Origin of the sequence: Polaribacter irgensii 23-P (assembly GCF_000153225.1) — a bacterium.
Taxonomy (GTDB): Bacteria; Bacteroidota; Bacteroidia; order Flavobacteriales; family Flavobacteriaceae; genus Polaribacter; species Polaribacter irgensii.
The window spans coordinates 1,178,080-1,196,407 of the sequence record NZ_CH724148.1; the positions used below are offsets into that span (position 1 = coordinate 1,178,080).

An 18,328-nucleotide genomic window follows, 5' to 3' on the forward strand; every position below is an offset into this window, starting at 1 on the left:
TTAAATTTGTATCGCGCTGTTTTTATGTGCTTTTTATTATTTTGATTCCTATTTGGTTTACTTTCGAAATAAACATCTCAAAATCAATTCCTTTATTTGAATAAGATTCTTCAATACTTTTATGAACTACCTCAGCAATTTTATCTCCTTTACAGAGTGCAAAAATGGTGGGTCCAGAGCCACTGATTCCAGCACCTAAGGCACCTGCTTTTCTAGCGGCATTTTGAACAGCGTCAAAAAATGGGATTAGACGTTTACGGGCAGGTTCTGCAACTACATCCACTAAGGAATTGCTAATTAGTTGATAATTTTCCGTGTACAAACCGCTCACTAAGCCACCAAGATTCGCCCATTGGATAACGGCATTTTTTAATGGGATTTTTGTTGGTAGAACTGCTCTAGCATCTTTTGTTTTTATTTGTATTTGAGGATGGATTGCAACAACTCTCAATTTCTTAGGGACGGGTAATTTTATAATGTCTAATGGTTGGTAACTTCGGACTAAAACAAACCCGCCGTATATGGCAGCAGCTACATTGTCTGCGATGGCTGTACCGCAAGCAACTTGCTCTCCAAACATGGCAAACTTTGTCAGTTCTAATTTAGAGTACATAGCTCCTAAAAGTTGATTTGCACCAAAGGCAGCTCCAGCGGCGCTGGCAGCAGAGCTACCTAAGCCACTTCCTGGAGAAAACCCTTTATGTATGGTAAGCGCCACTCCGAAATTAGCATTGGCCTCATTTAACATTTTTTTGACAACCGCACTTGCCGCATTTTCATCAACATTATAGGTGAGTTCAGCACCGGTAATCTGCAGTATCCTTACACCTTTTTCAGCTGTTTTTGTAAAGGTCATCTCATCTCCAACGGCATCCACAGCAAAACCGAGAGAGTCGAATCCGCAAGAGACATTAGCGACGGTTGCAGGGGAAAATATTTTTAAATAATCCATTTATTTTAGTGTTCTGTATTCAGTATTTCGCAAACATTTTACTGCTTATTTTGAACTGAAGACTTATTTATTCGCAATTCTAATGACATCCGCAAAAAGACCTGAAGCAGTTACATCTGCACCTGCGCCAGCACCTTTTATAATTAAGGGATTTTCAGGATATCTGTCCGTGAAAAATAAGACAATATTATCACTTCCATCTAAATTATAGAAGGGATGTGTTGAAGCGATGTGCTGCAATCCTACATTTGCCTTTCCATCACTAAATTCTGCTACATATTTCAAGCGATTCCCCCGGTCGTTGGAATCTTTATAGAGGTTTTGGAAATGTTTTTCATTTTTAGTTAACGCCGCATAAAATGAGGCATTGCTTGAAGTACTCAAGCTCTCTGTGGGTAAAAAAGAGTTGTTTGAAATATCTTCTAATTCTAGTTTATACCCACTTTCGCGCGCTAAAATTAGAATTTTTCGAGCAACATCAACACCACTCAAGTCGATTTTTGGATCTGGTTCTGTGTAGCCCTCTTTTTGAGCTGCTGCCACCACATCGTGAAAGCTTGTGTCTTCATTAAAGTTATTAAAGACAAAATTTAAACTTCCCGACAACACTGCTTGGATTTTATGAACTCGATCCCCCGAATTAATTAAATTTTTCAGCGTGTCTATGATCGGCAATCCTGCACCAACATTAGTTTCAAATAAAAATGATGCGTTGTATTTTCTGGAAAGTGCTTTTAAGTTTTTGTAATTTTCAAAACTAGAAGCGCAGGCAATTTTATTACAGGTAACAATAGAAATACTTTCACGAAGGTATTTTTCATAGACTTCAGATACCTGCTGGTTTGCGGTATTGTCTATAAAAACACTATTTCTTTGATTTGCTTTTTTTACTTTTTCACGAAAGAGCTCTAAGCTGGTTGGCGTGCCGTTTTCTAAGTTTTCTTTCCAGGTGTTAAGGTCGATACCAGTATTCTTAAAATACATTTTACGAGAATTTGAAATTCCTATTACCCGTATATTTAATTTTAAATTTTCCAGTAAAAATTTGTTTTGTTGCTGTAGTTGCGCTAGAAAGCGTTCTCCAACATTTCCAACACCTGTTATAAAAAGGTTTAATTGTTTTGTTTTTTCTTCAAAAAACTGCTCATGTAAAATATTTAAAGCTTTTTTTGCGTTTTTTTTATTGATGACAGCAGAAATGTTTTTTTCTGAGGAACCTTGAGCGATCGCTCTAATATTTACATTATTTCTCCCCAATGCACTAAACATTTGTCCACTTAAGCCCTGATGGTTTTTCATGCTTTCTCCGACGACCGCAATAATTGCTAAGTCACTTTCAATAATTATAGGCTTTATTTTTTTTCTTTCGATGGCTGTGCTAAAAGTTTCATCTAAAAGCTCTTTTGCTTTTGAAGCATCATTTTCATAAACACCTACACAAATAGAGTGCTCAGAAGACGCTTGTGTGATAAAAATAACATTAATTTTTTCCAGTGATAATGTTTCAAATAGTCGTTTGGAAAAACCTGGGATTCCGATCATCCCACCGCCTTCTAAAGTAATTAAGCTAATGTTTTCGATGTGTGAAATTCCTTTTACTTCATTCTTGTTTTTAGGGTGTTTGCAAATTAGAGTTCCAATACTTTCGGGGTTAAAAGTATTTTTAATTCGAATTGGAATTTCTTTTCTTAAAGCGGGTTGTATTGTTGGGGGATATAGAACTTTTGCTCCAAAATGAGAGAGCTCCATTGCTTCTTCGTAGGAAATTTCTGAGATTGGATATGCCTCTTTCACAACGCTGGGGTTTGCAGTGTACATTCCACTCACGTCGGTCCATATTTGAAGTTCCTCTGCGTTTAAGGCCGCGGCATAAATGGAAGCAGAAAAATCAGAACCTCCTCTTCCTAAGGTAGTCGTATTGCCAGAAATATTAGAAGATATAAAGCCTCCTAACATTACAACACGATTTTTATTCTCTTGAAAAAAAGAGCCGATGTTTTCATTTGTAAGTTTAAAATTTACCTGCGCGTTTAGATAGTCGTCATTCGTAAGAATCAAATCTCTACTTTCTTTATGTGCAGCGTCAAATAATTCTTTTGCCGCATTTGCGATAATAAGTGAAGAAAGTCGCTCTCCAAAGCTACATACTTTGGCAAGTGTTTTGTCAGATAATTCTTGAAGTAGAAAAATTCCTTCGCAGATAGAGGTCAAGCGATTAAATAAATAAGTAACTTCTTTTGAAACCTCTTTTTTATGGACAACAACCAAATCATTTATAATTTGGTTGTGAAGCGCTCTAATGGTTTCTAAAATTGATTTTGAAATGCTGATGTCTTGTAATGCACTATTCGCGGTAGCTAAAAGTTTGTCGGTAGTTTTGCCAAACGCAGACACAATAACGACCACTTTATTCTTTTGAGACGCGTGAGCAACAATAGTTAAGACTTTTTTTATGTTTTCTGAGTTTGCGACCGAAGAGCCGCCAAATTTTAATACTTTCATTGGTACTGTGTAATTAATGGAACTTATTTGTTGTTGAATTTATTTCGAGATGTTTCGAAACGTTGTATGACCTAAATTAATATAAATATATAAAACCCTTAAAGGGTAATGGTTGTAGAAGAAGTACGCGTATTCTTAGCCATAGAAATACGAACCATAGAAATAGTTTGAATGTTTTTTATGTTGAATATTGTTGGACGCACAAAGCAAAAGTATTCTTTATATTTAATTTGCAATTATGGAATGTGAATTATTTTAAAAAATAACCGCATTAATGTGATTTTGATAAAATTAAGAGCTTAAAATTTAAAATTAAAAGTTACTTCGCAGATAGATTTGCTTTTTCCTTAATAATCGTAGCGATGGATTTATTTTGAATTTTACTTTCTAACCATGATAAAATATCTAAATACAAGAAGGCTCTTTTCTCGTAGGGGTGATTTTCGAATTTTTTTAATTTGGCATGAATTTTTTTGAATTCATTTTTAATTTCATGCGGAAATACATCACTTAGGTCTCTAATAGAGGCTAAGAAAACCTTTTGAACTTCCTGTAAATTCTCCATTTTAAGCAAGAATTTATAGGTATCTACAAATTGGCGTTCTAGGTCGTAATCTAATCCGCACTCGTAATGTGCTATTAAATTTAAGATGCGCGCAAAGCACTGTAAATCTTCTGCAGAGCTTAAATTTTTAGAACGAATTATTTTCTGTAGGTAAGCAATACAGCTTCTGTTCTCACCCATACCGAAGTATAAACAAGCAATTTTATAATTCAATAAAACAACATAATGATTGTCTAATCTATTTTGATATTTTTCAATTTTAGCGTTAATCACAGCGACCAAATATTCTCCACTTTTAAAAGAACCCTCTAAAAAATGCAAATGCAATTTGTTAGAATATAAGTACATGAAAATCAATAATTCTGTATTTGTATTTAACGGAATTTCTTTGTTCTCAATTTCCGTTTCAAAAGCTGCTAACTCTTTTTTAAAAGTAGATGTTTTTTTTACTAAAAAAGATGCTTCTAGAAGATAGTTTTTTGATTTTAAATAAAAGACAGGATGTAAGTGGATGAGTTTTGAACTGTTGAATAAATCGACACATTTTCTTGCATACTTATAACTCAATAAAAAATCTTGAATCAGAAAACTATACCATAAGTTGGCTTTGTAAAGCCACAGCTTTTCTCTAAAGCCTAAAGACCGATAGTCATATTTTGGCATTTTTTTATTAAAATACACCTCGAGAAATGCCACTTCTTTTTCGTTTTTTACATAGCCGTTTTGTAAGAGGTGGCTATATAGCTGTAGCGATAAATTAGAGAGTTTACTGGCAATTACATTTTGCTGACTTAACTCTTTTGCTTGCACAGAAAGTTGGTCAGCTCTGTTGCTTAAACTTCGAGTTATGTACTGCGTTTCGATAACCTTTTCTAGCTCTACAATTTCATAAGCGATATTTTTTTCTTCATTATCCAAAGCCATATTCTTGGCTTTTTCTAATAGTTTTAAACTTTGTTTATACAACCCTTTTTGGTAGAGAACGGTTGCAAAATCTAGCTGCTCTCTAATTTGAATCCTTACATTTTTATGGGCAGGATTCAAACGTAGACTGATTAATATTTGTTTGTATAAATGTGCTTTTAAGTTAGAAAGTTGTTGTTTCGAAACAATACCACTTCCAATAATTACTTTCTCATCATATATTTTTAACTTTTCTAAAAATTTAAATAAAGAGAAAAATTTAGCGTCAATATTTCCTCCCAATCTTCCAACATACAGATTGAATTGTCGCTTTTCGGACTTGGTTAAGGACTTAATTAGTACAAAAAGAGCATCATTTTGCTGACTGGCGGATGTAATGATTTTGCTCATAAAATATTGAGGTTCAAGTTTTTGAATATGGTTGACATGCTTTAGAAATCGTATGGTATCTTGCAGCGTAAATGCGAATAAGTAAGCAAGGTATATATTTGATTTATAATAATTACAATCTTTTCAGAAATTATGCAAGACAACCAAGTACAAATTTTCGATACAACACTTAGAGATGGAGAGCAAGTTCCGGGTTGTAAGTTGGATACAGCGCAAAAACTAGTAATAGCTGAGCGCCTAGATTTATTAGGTGTAAACGTGATAGAGGCCGGTTTTCCAGTATCTAGTCCGGGAGACTTTACGTCCGTTTCTGAAATTTCAAAAATTATAAAAAATGCAAGTGTTTGTGCTTTGACAAGAGCTGTAGAGAACGATATAAAAGTTGCTGCAGCAGCCTTAAAATATGCGAAGTTTCCTAGGATTCATACAGGAATTGGAACAAGCGATTCTCATATAAAATTTAAATTTAACTCAACGAGAGAGCAAGTGATCGAGAGAGCTGTAAAAGCAGTTTCTTTTTCAAAGACTTTTGTAGAAGATGTGGAGTTCTATGCTGAAGATGCTGGAAGAACAGACAATGCTTTTTTAGCCAAAGTTTGTGAAGCAGTTATAAAAGCAGGGGCAACTGTTCTTAACATCCCTGATACTACAGGGTATTGCCTCCCAGAAGAATACGGCGCGAAAATAAAGTATTTACGCGAAAATGTAAGGGGTATCGAAAATGTTATACTTTCTTGTCATTGTCATAACGATTTGGGAATGGCCACTGCAAATTCTATTGCTGGAGTGATTCAAGGTGCGCGTCAAATTGAATGCACAATAAACGGAATTGGAGAACGTGCAGGAAATACAGCCTTAGAGGAAGTTGTAATGGTGTTAAAACAGCACCCTTATCTAAATTTAGAAACCAGTATCAACACAAAACTTTTATACGACACGAGCATTTTAGTGCGTGAAAGTATGGGGATGCCCGTGCAGCCAAACAAGGCAATTGTGGGCGCAAATGCATTTGCTCACAGTTCTGGAATTCATCAGGATGGGGTCATAAAAAATAGAGAAACCTATGAGATTATGGATCCGGAAGATGTTGGAGTTACCGAAAGTGCTATTGTTTTAACAGCGCGAAGTGGAAGAGCTGCTTTGGCATACAGAGCAAAGAAAATTGGGTATGAATTGACAAAGATTCAATTAGACATTGCCTATGATGCGTTTTTAATTATTGCAGATAAGCAAAAAGAAGTAAGAGACGAAGGGATTCATGAAGTTATGAAAAAAGTGAACAAAGTTTCTAAAATAGCAGTTGCATAAAATCTTGAAATAAGCCTATAAATGAAATATACAATCGCGGTAATTCCTGGAGATGGCATTGGGCCAGAAGTTGTTAATCAAGCAAAAAAAGCGCTGGATGCAGTTGCAGAAATGTATGACCACGTTTTCTTATATCAAGAAGCTCAAATGGGTGCGTGTGCAATCGAGCGTTTTGGAAAGCCTTTGCCTGAAGAAACTATTGCGATTTGCAAGGGAGCAGACGCAATTTTATTTGGTGCTATTGGAGACCCTAAATACGACAGTGATCCCGGGGCAAAAGTGCGCCCAGAACAAGGCCTTCTGCAACTGAGACAGGCGCTTGGTTTATTTTGTAATACAAGGCCCGTAAAAGCTTTTGATAGTCTTATTAAAAACTCTCCTTTAAAGAGAGAAATAATTATTGGAACTGATATTATTATTTATAGGGAGCTAACTGGAGGTATTTACTCAGGAAAAAAAGAAACAAGTACGGATGGTCTGACTGCTTTTGATATTTCATCTTATACGGTGGAAGAAATTTCAAGAATAACACATATTGCTTTTAAAGCGTCCCAGAGCAGAAGGAAAAAAGTAACTTTAATTGACAAAGCGAATGTTTTAGAAACTTCTCGCTTGTGGAGAAAGACGGTTACCGAAATTGCAAAACAATACAAAGATGTTGTGTTGGAATATCTATACATAGAGCATGCAGCAAGGCAACTAATTATAAATCCAAAACAGTTTGATATAATTCTTACAGAAAATTTATTTGGAGATATCATTTCGGATGAAGCAAGTGTCATCAGTGGTTCCATAGGTTTACTAGCATCTTCCTCAATAGGACCAGAAAACGCATTATTTGAACCCATACACGGCTCTTTTTCAACAGCCAAAGGGAAGGACACTGCAAACCCAATAGGATCTATTTTATCTGCAGGAATGCTTTTAGAGTATTTAGGTTTGCATGAAGAAGCTGGCGCGATAGAGCGTGCCGTGGAAAAATCTCTAATTTTAGGGATTATGACACAGGATATTAAAGGAAAAAATAAATATCCAGCTTCTACTTCTAATGTTGGAGATTTTATTGCTGATTACATTTTAAATCAGGAGGATAGTAACCTGAACTTTATGAATATTCATGCGGGTCAAAGTACTATTATATAGTATTAATAGCATTTGTTTTCTCTTTTTTCCAAGTCATTAAAACTAAAATGATGCAGAAAATTGCAGAGGAGGCGCAGGTTAGATACATTCCAAGCCAACCAAAAGATTCTGTAATGTATGCTAAGCCTATTCCAGAAAATGTAGCGCCTACATATCCAAAAAACCCAGTCATACCGCAGGCTGCAGAAATCGCTTCTTTTACAGTTACCCGAGATGTTTGAACGCCACTAATTAAATTCTGTGGTCCATCAATTAAAAAACCAATCAGCAATAGAGACACTCCTGTAATAACAATATTATTAGGTCCAGAGTAAAAATAAAAACCTAAAATACTAAACGTTAAGAGTATTAAATAAATAACATTAATAGGTGCACAACGCCCATTCCAAAAACGATCTGCTAAATAACCAGCAACGATTCCTCCAGGAATTCCTGCCAAAGGCATTAGGGTCCAAAAGATAGCCACACTTACTTGGTCTATTCCCTTTACATCATATAGAAATATAGTTGCCCAATCTAAAGTGCCAAATCTGATGATGTAAATAAACATATTTGCCAAACTTAAAATCCAAATATATTTATTTGTAAATATGTATTTTTTTAAAATTTCCCAATGGGATTTTGTGTTTTTAGATAAGACTAACAAAGCACTGTCTTTTTTGAAATCTTCAATCTCTGGCAATCCTAAAGATACAGGTCTATCTCTTAGCGTTATAAACAGAAAGATAGCGGTAAGACACCCGATGATGCCGGGAATATAGAAAACAGCTTCCCAACCAACAAGGCCTTTATTGTATAAGTTAATAATACCTGCCACTAGCAAACCCACTCCAAAGGTTCCTGCTGTATGTGAAGAAGAAAGAAGGGTCCATTTTGTAGCTCTTTCTTTTGGCGAGAACCAGTGCACTAATCCTTTAGCTATTGGGGGAAATCCCATCGATTGAAAAGCGCCATTCAGTCCCCAAAAGAAAACGATTAAATACAAACTATCTAAAAAACCGATAAATAAATGGATTATTGAGGCTAAAAAAAGTCCAATCGCCATAAACATTCTAATATTTGCTCTATCCGCAAACATTCCACTAATAAATTTACCAATGCCGTAAACAATATAGAATACACTACTTAATATGCCCAATTGGATAATATCAATCTCTAATTTATCACTAATTAGCGGCAACGCAGGAGAAATGTTTTTTCGTGTAAAGTAAAATATAGTATATCCCAAATACATGCCAATAAACATCCGCCAGCGCCAGTATTTAAATTTTTTAGGTACTAATTCCGCTGGAGTTTTGTCTTCGGATGGTGGTATTTGTTTGAAGGAAGGAATTTTTATTTTAAACATATACTTTAATTTTAAGCTTCATAAGATTTTGGGTGTTAAATTATAAGATCCCTAAGAAGTTGTTAGAAACAGATAGATTGAAATACTAATATCTTGTATTTGTATGCACGGGAAACGGCAGAAAATGAGCTAAAAAATGACAAGTATGCAATAAAAACATACTTGTCATTTACAAATAATCCAAACTTATATACCGATAAATAGGATGATTACCAGCCTTTATTTTGTGATAATGTCTCTCTACTTGTATCTATTGCATTGGCAGGAATGGGCCAAATACGATGGGTTGATAAGATAAAGTTGCTTCTTTCTTTCCAAACTTCTGTGGTTGGAAAGTTTTGCGTAAAGTCTGTAGAATTTACAGGAAAACCTTTATTCTCTCCTTCAGAGGTGTCAAACACAACACCTAAATGTCTTTTTCCATGCAAAGCTCCCTTAATTTTAGCAACATCACCCCAACGGCACAAATCTTCGTAGCGCCCAAGTAGCTCTCCCGCAAATTCCGCTCTTCTCTCTGACTTTAAGTCTTCTAAAGTTGCGCCTGTTTTTGCAGCTAATCCTGCACGTGCTCGAACTAAATTAATTTCGGTATCTCCTGATCCCGCGCCATTTTTTACAATCAAAGCTTCTGCTTTCATCAATAAAATATGCGAATATCTTAATAATGGTAAATTTAAGTCTGTCGAAGGATGGTCTCCGTTCGGATTTAGATGAATTGGGCTAGCATAGCCATAAGGCTCTAAGAATTTTTTTAATTGAAAACCTGTTAAATTATTTGCAGAGGCATATTTCCTAGTACTCCCAAAAAATTCAAATTCGTCTCCAAATGCTAACAAGGTGGCATCTCTTCTTTCGTCGCCAGTTTCGTAAGAATCGTACAACTCCTTGGTTGGCGCAAAATATCCCCAGCCATTATACTTACCCCAAGCCCTATTTTCTAGTGATGCTCCAGCGAACATACTACCACCTACTGTATTACTTGGTACAGACCAAAGATATTCGGGCCCCCAGTTACTCGCAATTTTAAACGCATCTTTAAAATTAGTTTCTAAAGCATTTTTATTAGAATTTATAACTTGGTCACATGCGGTAATTACAATATCCCAAGAAGCAGCGTTATATTCTGCGTTGTGTAAGTGTGTTCTTGCTAAATAACCAAGCGCTGCATTTTTATGGGGTCTTCCAAAACGCTCACTGTCAGCTGCATTAAAATAAGGTAACAATTCTGCTGCTTTTTCAAAACTTGCTGCAGCAAACGCGTAACTTATGCTGACTGAAGCAGGTCTTTCAATAAAAAAATCTTCAGCAACTGTTTCATCAATAATCGGAATTCCTCCAGAGTTGTCATCTCCATATAAGAGGGATAATTGAAAATAGGCCAAACCTCTCATAAAATAAGCTTCTCCTAAAGCAAAGTTTTTTACTTCGGCATTAATATCTAAATCGGTTACATTGCGTATGATATCGTTCGCTCTTTTGATAACGATAAAATGCATCGGCCAAATATCTCTTGTATAAGAACCATTCCCAGAGGTTATAAAGTCCTTAATTTCTTCAATTTGAGACTTTGGTTTTCCAACGACAAAATCGTCACTTGGCACCAAAGAATAAAGGTTCATTCCTCTTCCGTATATTCCTTGGTAATCATTAAAGATGTAGAGAGCAGTTGTGGCAGAAATCACATCTGCTTCTGTTTTCCAAAAATTAGCGTTGGTAGGCTCTCCTTTGGGTTGTTCTTCTAAAAAATTTTCGCAACCTGTTAGTCCAAATAGCGCTAATATTAGTACTGATATATATTTTTTCATTGTTTTTGAAATTTATATTATTAATTGATTTGCTGTAAATTAAAAGCCCACATTTAGTCCGATTGTGAAGGTAGTCGCAAGCGGATATTGTCCACCATCTAAACCTCTATTCCCAACCTCTGGATCTAATCCCGAATAGTTTGTAAGCGTAAATAAATTTTCACCTGCTGCATAAACTCTTAGCCTGCTGATTCCTTTTATTGCAGGAAATGTATATCCAATAGTTATGTTTTTTAGTCTTAAGTAACTGGTGTCTTCAATCCAAAAATCAGAGGGTCTTAAATTGTCTCCAGCTCCGCCTAATCTGAAGTTAGAGGATCCCGTATTGTTTGGGCTCCATGTATCCATAGCGTCAGCAGATAAATTTGCTTCTGGGCCAACTGATGTTTGATTTGGATATACTGTGGTTAATTTAAAGCCATTATAGGCACTGGAACCACTCACTCCTTGCAAGAAAACGCGCATATCGAAGTTTTTATAATTAAAATCGGCATTAAAAGCATAGGTAATGTCTGGGAATGCACTACCCCTTGTAACGCGGTCATCATCAGTAATTTTGCCATCACCATTGTGGTCAACAAATTTTAAATCTCCTGCAACTGCATTTGGTTGCACTGCATAAGCAGTTGCTTCCGCATCTGTTTGAAAAACACCAGCTGTTTCTAAAACATAATAAGAAAATAAAGATTCACCAATTTCAGTTAAGAGCGGTGTATGACTAGCAACATTATACCCTATAATATGTGGTATCGAAGAATCGTTTGAAACTGATGTTAGCGTATTATCAATTTTAGATAAATTACCAGAAAATTTATAGGTAAAGTCACCTTGGTTTTTTTGATAATTTAGGCTTAATTCAAATCCTTTATTTTCAACAGATCCTCCATTTACGAAAGGAAACTCACCAATTCCTTCAAGTGTACTTCCTTGTAATCTAAGGAGCATATCATCTGTAGTTTTAATAAAATAATCTCCTGTTACAGACCATGCATTATTAAATAGGCTAAGGTCTACACCAAAATTAAGAGACTTTGTGAGCTCCCATTTAATATTTGAATTTGATCTTCCGTCTAAAGCAAGGCCTGAAAGGTAATTGTTGTCATCTGCACCCAGAACGGTATTTACGGTAGCCAATCGAATATCTGTAGGGTAGTTGTCTAAAGAATTGATGTTTCCAATAATACCCCAACTAGTTCTTAACTTTAAATTGCTAATCGTTTTATTCTCTTTTAAAAAATTTTCATTGGACATTCTCCATGCAACTGCTACTGATGGAAACGTACCCCACGTGTTTTCCGAGGCGGAACTCGGTAATTTTGAAGTTCCGTCTGCTCTTAAACTGGTCGTAAGAATATATTTCTGATCATAGGCATAAATAGCTCTACCAAAATAAGAAACTAAAGAGTTCGAATTATAGCTAGTAAGAGGTTTTGTCCATGAAGTAGCGTTTACAAGTTGTCTAAGATTCGGGAGCTCTGAAGAAAAATCTCTACCTGTTATGCTAAAAATACTACTTTCAAAACGCTGTAAGGTATTACCCGCTAACAGTGTTAAATTATGAACATCTTTAAAAGTTTCGTTATATGTAAGCGTGGTCTCTAAAGACCAATCTTGCTGTTCACCGGTTAAATAATCTAGGCTATTTTGATCCGTTCTAGTTTTAGAAACTTCTGGACTTTTAGGCTTAAATTGTTGAAAATTTCTTGTTTTAGAATTGATACCGAAACTCGACTTTAATTTTAAATTGTCTAAAATTTTATAATCAAAATACAAGTTTGCGAAAAAATCTTGATTCACATCCTCAATATCTAACCTTTCTAATGTAGAAACTGGATTAATCGTACTTACTGATAGTAAATCTGAATAATTTCCACGTTCATCAAAAACAGCGACACCTGGATTTGCTTTAATAGCCTGTGCTATAATTCCGTTATAACTCTGCCCACCATTTTCATCGGTAGTTCCTGTAAATACGGAGTTACCACTTGTCCTAGTGTAGTAAATATTTTCTCCAATTTTTAGTTTGTCATTTACTTTAAAGGAAGAACTTAATCTAAAAGTTAATCGTTCTGCATTTGTATTTATTAAAGTTCCCTCTGTGGTATTATAACCAATAGAAGATGCAAATGTATTTTTTTCATTACCACCTCTTACACCAATGTCATAGTTTTGAACAACGCCTGTTCTAAAAATTTCATCTACCCAATCAGTTCTGGTAACCGTGCTATATTCAACAGGATTAGAGCTGGTGTCAAAACCAGCTTGCGTTAAATAAGTAACCCGGTCAGCTGCGCTCAAGGCCTTTGGTTTTTTTGCAGATACCATAGAACTAAAACTATTAAAATCGAAAGATAGTTTTCCGTTTTTCCCCTTCTTGGTAGTTATTAAAATGACTCCACCAGCGGCTCTTACTCCGTAAATAGCTTGTGAAGAAGCATCTTTTAGAATGCTGATTGAAGCAATATCAAAAGGATTAATAGGTCCTCCAAAATAAGGAACACCGTCTACAACGTATAAAGGAGATTCGTTATTTACGGTTCCTAACCCTCTAATTTGTACATTAGGTTGTGCCGTAGGATCTCCACCAGTGTTAGATATCGTAACACCAGACACACTACCTTGCAGACCTGCGGCAGTACTGGTAACTGGTCTTTCTCCAATATTACTTACAACACCAACAGAGCCTGTCAAGTCTTTTTTAGCTACAGAACCATATCCAATAATTACAATTTCATCTAAATTTGCAGCATCTTCTTGTAAGATAATATTAATCTCAGTATTCTCTAACACGGGAACCTCTTTAGAAGCATACCCAATGAAGGCAACAACTAATACTGCATTTCTATCAGTAACGGCTATTGTGTAATTGCCATCAAAATCTGTACTAACTCCATTGGTGGTTCCTTTTTCTAAGACACTTGCACCAGGCAAAGGCCCACCAGCCTTGTCAGTTATAACCCCTGTAATTTTTAAGGTTGCTTGTGCTTTTTTGGATTCTTTTTGAATGTTGTTGGCTTCGCTCTTTTTTACAAGAATTGTTTTGTTTTTTGTAAATTCATAGGTTAAGTTGTTCGGAGACAAACATTGCTTTAATAAAACACTTGCCTTTATGATGCCTTTTTTTAGCTGTAATTTGGAAGCCTCTTTTAATACATCATTTCGATATACAAACGTGTAGTCTGTTTGTTCATTAATAAGTTTAAAGACTGCACCAATTCCTATTTCCATATCTTTTTCAATAGTTATTTTTGCATCCTGCGAGAACCCCTTTTTAGGTCCTAAAGCAAAAGATAGTGTACAAAAGAGAAAAAGAAAACTTTTCATAATTGTTCTTAGGAGTCCACGATAAGGGTGAACGCTGTTTTTAGTAAATTTAAAATTCATAAATTTGCATTTGATTTAGTTAAACATCTTTTTAATTAAAGTCGATTGGAAAATGGCTGATACTGTCCAAGGTGAGGCCATTTCCTTTTTTATTTTATTCTTATTTTATTATCATTTAAACTGTACTTTATATTTTCATCGCTTATCGATTCAAAGAATTTTAAAATTTCTTTGAGTGCTGTTTTACTTTCTAAGATTCCTGTGAATTTGTATTTTTTTATTTTTTCCGATTCAAAAATTACTTCGACATTATAATGTCTAGATAGCGTTTTCATAATTTCTTTAAGAGGCGCATTGTTAAAAGAGAAGAGTCCTTTAACCCAAGCAACTTCGTGAGACACATCTACATTTAAAACTTCTATAAATTTTGTATCATTAGAAACTCTAGATTGTTGATTTGGTGCTAACAAAATAGCATTTAAACCGCTATTTACCTTCACCGTTCCTTCTATTAGGGTGGTGTACACTAGGCGGTCTTCTTTGTATGCTTTCACGTTAAAGTGAGTTCCTAAAACAAGCACTTCTTGGTTTTTTGTAAGTACTGTAAATGAATCTCCGTTGTGTTTAGAGCTTGGTGATACTTCAAAATAAGCTTCTCCGTAAAGCAGCTCAACTTTTCTGGTTTTTCCTTCATTAAAAGTTACTGGGTATTTTATTTTTGAATCTGAGTTTAAGAATATTTTTGTCCCGTCAGAAAGTTGAACAAAAAAATCGCTACCTCTAGGGATTGTCAAGTAATTATAGGCTAATTTTTCAACGGTCTTCTCTGTTTCATTTTTTGGCAAATACAAAAGTTCTTTGTCATTTCCTGCTGCGTTGTTTGCACTGTATTTTTTATTGGAATCTAAATTTATTTTTTCTCCGTTATTTAAAGTAAGAATTGCCTTATTGACTTTTATTTCAATAGGCGTCTCAATAAGACTGTTTTTTAATGAGCTATTATCTCCTATCAGTAGCGAAATAGAGCAACTTAAAACAATAACGATGGAAGCAGCAAGAGACATTTTTTTTATAATAGCAACTTTTCTTTTTCTTCTTTGCAAATCAAGTTTCTTTCTAATAGCCTTTTTCCCTTTTTGTAAATTGTAGTTTCCTAAATTAATTGCAATTAAATATTCGGTTTTCACAAAATGATTAAAAAGTTCGTTATTAGTCTTATCCTTAAGCCATAAATCAAGCTTTTTTAATTCACTGTAATTTGCTTCTTGCTGGATGTATTTGATAATTATTTTTTCTATTTCTAGATCCTTCATTTCAACTTAAATTACACTTATTGTTTTTGTTCTATATCTTTATTACGTATTGTTTAATAACACCCCTCTATTTTTATTAGATTATTTTTTTTTCATCAATTTAATGCGTTTTTCTCATATTCAATTTTATTTGTATAGATTTGTTTTTAAAATTAGACTTTTTTGGATTTTAACGATAATTTATTTTTAGCAGAACAAATGAAACTAGGCAATGCGAAAGCCTACGATTTCTTGATGCATTCTTTTTATCAAAAATTATGCGGCTATGCATATACATTATCTCACGATCATGCAGCGGCTCAAGATATTGTTCAAAATGTATTTGTAAAAGTTTGGTCAAATAAGAAGAATATAAATACGTCATTTTCTATAAAAAGTTATTTATATAAATCGGTTTATAATGAGTTTATTAACCAATACAGAAAGAATAAACCCGTGTTTTTTTTAGAAAAAAAATATTTAGAATCTGTAGATCTAGTGGTCGAAAATTCGGATGAAAATTTAGACCAACTGCTGCAATTAGTGGACAAAGAGATTCGTGATTTACCACCAAAATGTAGAGAAATATTTTTACTTAATAAAAAAGAAGGATTAACACACATCGAAATATCTGAACACTTAAACATCTCTATAAAAACAATTGAAGGCCATATGACAAGAGCCTTTAAAATTCTAAGAAATAAGCTTCACAGCAAAGTAAAAACGATTTTCTTTCTATTGTTTGATTTTAACTGTGCGAAAAGTATAAATAATTTTACAGATGCATCGCTCAAATAATTCAGCTTATTAGAGTCTCTTTTATGGGAAATATTCTCAAAACTTAAACAATAGTCTATCCTATTCTATGAAATAAACCTTCTTGTAAAATGGAGGTTTTTTTTATGATTTTATTTCACCCATTGAGTATCATAATAAAAATTATACAAAATACTAGTTTTTAGTGTTTTATATAATTTTTTTAATACCTGAATTTAGGTTTCGGTATTGAATAATATGCATTGAAATTAGAGAAACACCGTAATTTAGTCAAACAATTGAAGAAAACAATAAATGGAATTAAACAAACATAGCAAAAGATTAACACAAGATGAATCTCAACCGGCATCACAAGCAATGTTGTACGCTGTAGGTTTAACAGATGAGGACATGCAGAAGGCGCAAATTGGTATTGCAAGTACTGGATATGACGGAAATCCTTGTAATATGCATTTAAATCATCTAAAAGAAGAGGTTAAAGTAGAGTGTAATATTGCGGGTTTAGTCGGTTTAGGGTTCAATACAATTGGGGTGTCAGATGGAATTTCTATGGGAACTTCAGGCATGAATTATTCTTTAGTTTCAAGAGATATCATAGCAGACTCTATCGAAACGGTTATGAATGCACAAAGTTACGATGCAGTAATTGCTATTGTGGGTTGTGATAAAAATATGCCAGGATCAGTGATTGCCATGCTGCGTTTAAATCGCCCTGCGATAATGATGTATGGCGGCTCGACTGCATCGGGAAATTACAAAGGAAAAAAGTTAAATATTGTTTCCGCTTTTGAGGCTTTAGGTCAAAAGATGTCTGGAGAAATTGAAGAAGAAGAGTATCGAGAAATAATTAAGAGGGCCATTCCAGGCGCTGGAGCGTGTGGTGGTATGTACACTGCAAATACAATGGCTTCTGCGATTGAATGTATGGGGTTCTCATTGCCTTATAATTCTTCAATTCCGGCAGAAAATCCGAATAAATTGTCTGAAGCGGAAAGAACTGCCTTGGCGATTAAAAACTTACTAGAATTAGATTTAAAACCTTTAGATATTATTTCTAAGAAATCTTTAGAAAATGCCATTACCCTTGTAAATGCGTTAGGAGGGTCAACAAATGCCGTCTTGCATTTCTTAGCAATTGCGCACGCTGCAGATATTGAGTTTACTTTAGAGGATTTTCAAAGAGTGAGTGACAGAACACCATTAATTGCAGATTTGAAACCATCAGGAAAATATCTTATGGAAGATGTGCATAATATTGGAGGCACACCTGCGATCATGAAATATTTATTAGAAAATGACTATTTGCACGGGGATTGTTTGACGGTTACAGGAAAAACATTGGCTGAGAATTTAGCAAATGTTAAGGCGATGGAATTTGAAGAGCAAGATGTGATTTACCCAAAAGAGAACGCATTAAAATCATCAGGAAATATTCAAATAATTTATGGAAACCTAGCAACTGAAGGAGCAGTAGCAAAAATATCTGGAAACGAAGGGCTACTTTTTGAAGGAAAAGCTGTCGTGTATGATGGTGAGCAAGCTGCAAATACAGGGATTACAAATGGAGAGGTAGAAAGAGGAGATGTCGTCGTTATTAGATACGTGGGTCCTCGAGGAGGTCCAGGAATGCCAGAAATGCTGAAACCTACGTCCTTAATTATGGGTGCAGGTTTAGGAAAGTCTGTAGCATTAATTACAGATGGAAGATTTTCTGGAGGAACACATGGCTTTGTTGTTGGACACATTACACCAGAAGCACAATCGGGAGGAACCATTGGGATTTTAAAAACTGGCGATACAATTAGAATTAGTGCAGAAGATAATTCTATTAATGTTTTAATTTCTGAGGATGAAATTGCAGCAAGAAAAGTAAAATGGGTTGCACCCGCACTAAAGCATACAAAAGGAATTTTGTATAAATATGCAAAAACAGTAGCATCCGCATCTAAAGGATGTGTAACAGACTTATAAAAATCGTGCTCCTGCACAAGCAGCACC

11 protein-coding genes are annotated in these 18,328 nt (G+C 34.7%); 4 read left to right on the top strand and 7 right to left on the bottom strand.

Features of this window, described 5'->3' with window-relative positions:
* Positions 1-22: 22 nt before the first annotated feature.
* From PI23P_RS05255 to PI23P_RS05265, 3 genes are all read right to left on the bottom strand, one after another.
* The gene (locus tag PI23P_RS05255) at positions 23-952 is read right to left on the bottom strand and encodes a homoserine kinase (RefSeq protein WP_004569715.1); all 930 of its coding nucleotides are present in this window, start codon (positions 950-952) and stop codon (positions 23-25) included.
* Positions 953-1,015: 63 nt separating this feature from the next.
* Entirely contained in the window at positions 1,016-3,454 is a 2,439-nt protein-coding gene (gene thrA, locus PI23P_RS05260; RefSeq protein WP_004569716.1) for a bifunctional aspartate kinase/homoserine dehydrogenase I, read from the bottom strand.
* A gap of 319 nt (positions 3,455-3,773) precedes the next feature.
* Positions 3,774-5,333: a hypothetical protein gene (locus tag PI23P_RS05265; RefSeq protein WP_004569717.1), complete on the bottom strand. Its 1,560-nt coding sequence runs from the start codon at positions 5,331-5,333 to the stop codon at positions 3,774-3,776.
* Between the two features lie 132 nt (positions 5,334-5,465).
* Between PI23P_RS05265 and PI23P_RS05270 the strand changes: the two genes are divergently transcribed.
* Both PI23P_RS05270 and leuB read left to right on the top strand, forming a co-directional pair.
* On the top strand, positions 5,466-6,641 hold the full coding sequence (locus tag PI23P_RS05270; protein WP_004569718.1) for a 2-isopropylmalate synthase: 1,176 nt from the start codon (positions 5,466-5,468) through the stop codon (positions 6,639-6,641).
* A gap of 21 nt (positions 6,642-6,662) precedes the next feature.
* On the top strand, positions 6,663-7,784 hold the full coding sequence (leuB, locus tag PI23P_RS05275) for a 3-isopropylmalate dehydrogenase (RefSeq protein ID WP_004569719.1): 1,122 nt from the start codon (positions 6,663-6,665) through the stop codon (positions 7,782-7,784).
* On the opposite strand, the gene PI23P_RS05280 is transcribed toward leuB, so the two are convergent.
* The 4 genes from PI23P_RS05280 to PI23P_RS05295 all read right to left on the bottom strand — a co-directional run bounded on the left by PI23P_RS05280 (position 7,777) and on the right by PI23P_RS05295 (position 15,574).
* A complete protein-coding gene (locus tag PI23P_RS05280) occupies positions 7,777-9,132 on the bottom strand; it encodes an MFS transporter (RefSeq protein ID WP_004569720.1) in 1,356 nt (451 codons plus the stop codon). The two genes, leuB and PI23P_RS05280, sit on opposite strands and share 8 nt — an antisense overlap.
* Before the next feature lie 209 nt (positions 9,133-9,341).
* Positions 9,342-10,937 carry a RagB/SusD family nutrient uptake outer membrane protein gene (locus PI23P_RS05285; RefSeq protein WP_004569721.1) on the bottom strand — a complete coding sequence of 532 codons (1,596 nt, stop codon included), beginning with the start codon at positions 10,935-10,937 and terminating at the stop codon, positions 9,342-9,344.
* Between the two features lie 39 nt (positions 10,938-10,976).
* Complete coding sequence (locus PI23P_RS05290) at positions 10,977-14,321, bottom strand: SusC/RagA family TonB-linked outer membrane protein (RefSeq protein ID WP_018941899.1); 3,345 nt, start codon at positions 14,319-14,321, stop codon at positions 10,977-10,979.
* An 89-nt stretch (positions 14,322-14,410) separates the two neighbouring features.
* Complete coding sequence (locus tag PI23P_RS05295) at positions 14,411-15,574, bottom strand: FecR family protein (RefSeq protein WP_004569723.1); 1,164 nt, start codon at positions 15,572-15,574, stop codon at positions 14,411-14,413.
* Between the two features lie 162 nt (positions 15,575-15,736).
* On the opposite strand from PI23P_RS05295, the gene PI23P_RS05300 reads away from it, so the two are divergent.
* Together PI23P_RS05300 and ilvD are read left to right on the top strand one after the other, a co-directional pair.
* Positions 15,737-16,351 carry an RNA polymerase sigma factor gene (locus tag PI23P_RS05300; RefSeq protein WP_004569724.1) on the top strand — a complete coding sequence of 205 codons (615 nt, stop codon included), beginning with the start codon at positions 15,737-15,739 and terminating at the stop codon, positions 16,349-16,351.
* Between the two features lie 273 nt (positions 16,352-16,624).
* Positions 16,625-18,301 carry a dihydroxy-acid dehydratase gene (gene ilvD / locus PI23P_RS05305; protein WP_004569725.1) on the top strand — a complete coding sequence of 559 codons (1,677 nt, stop codon included), beginning with the start codon at positions 16,625-16,627 and terminating at the stop codon, positions 18,299-18,301.
* Positions 18,302-18,328: the final 27 nt, after the last annotated feature.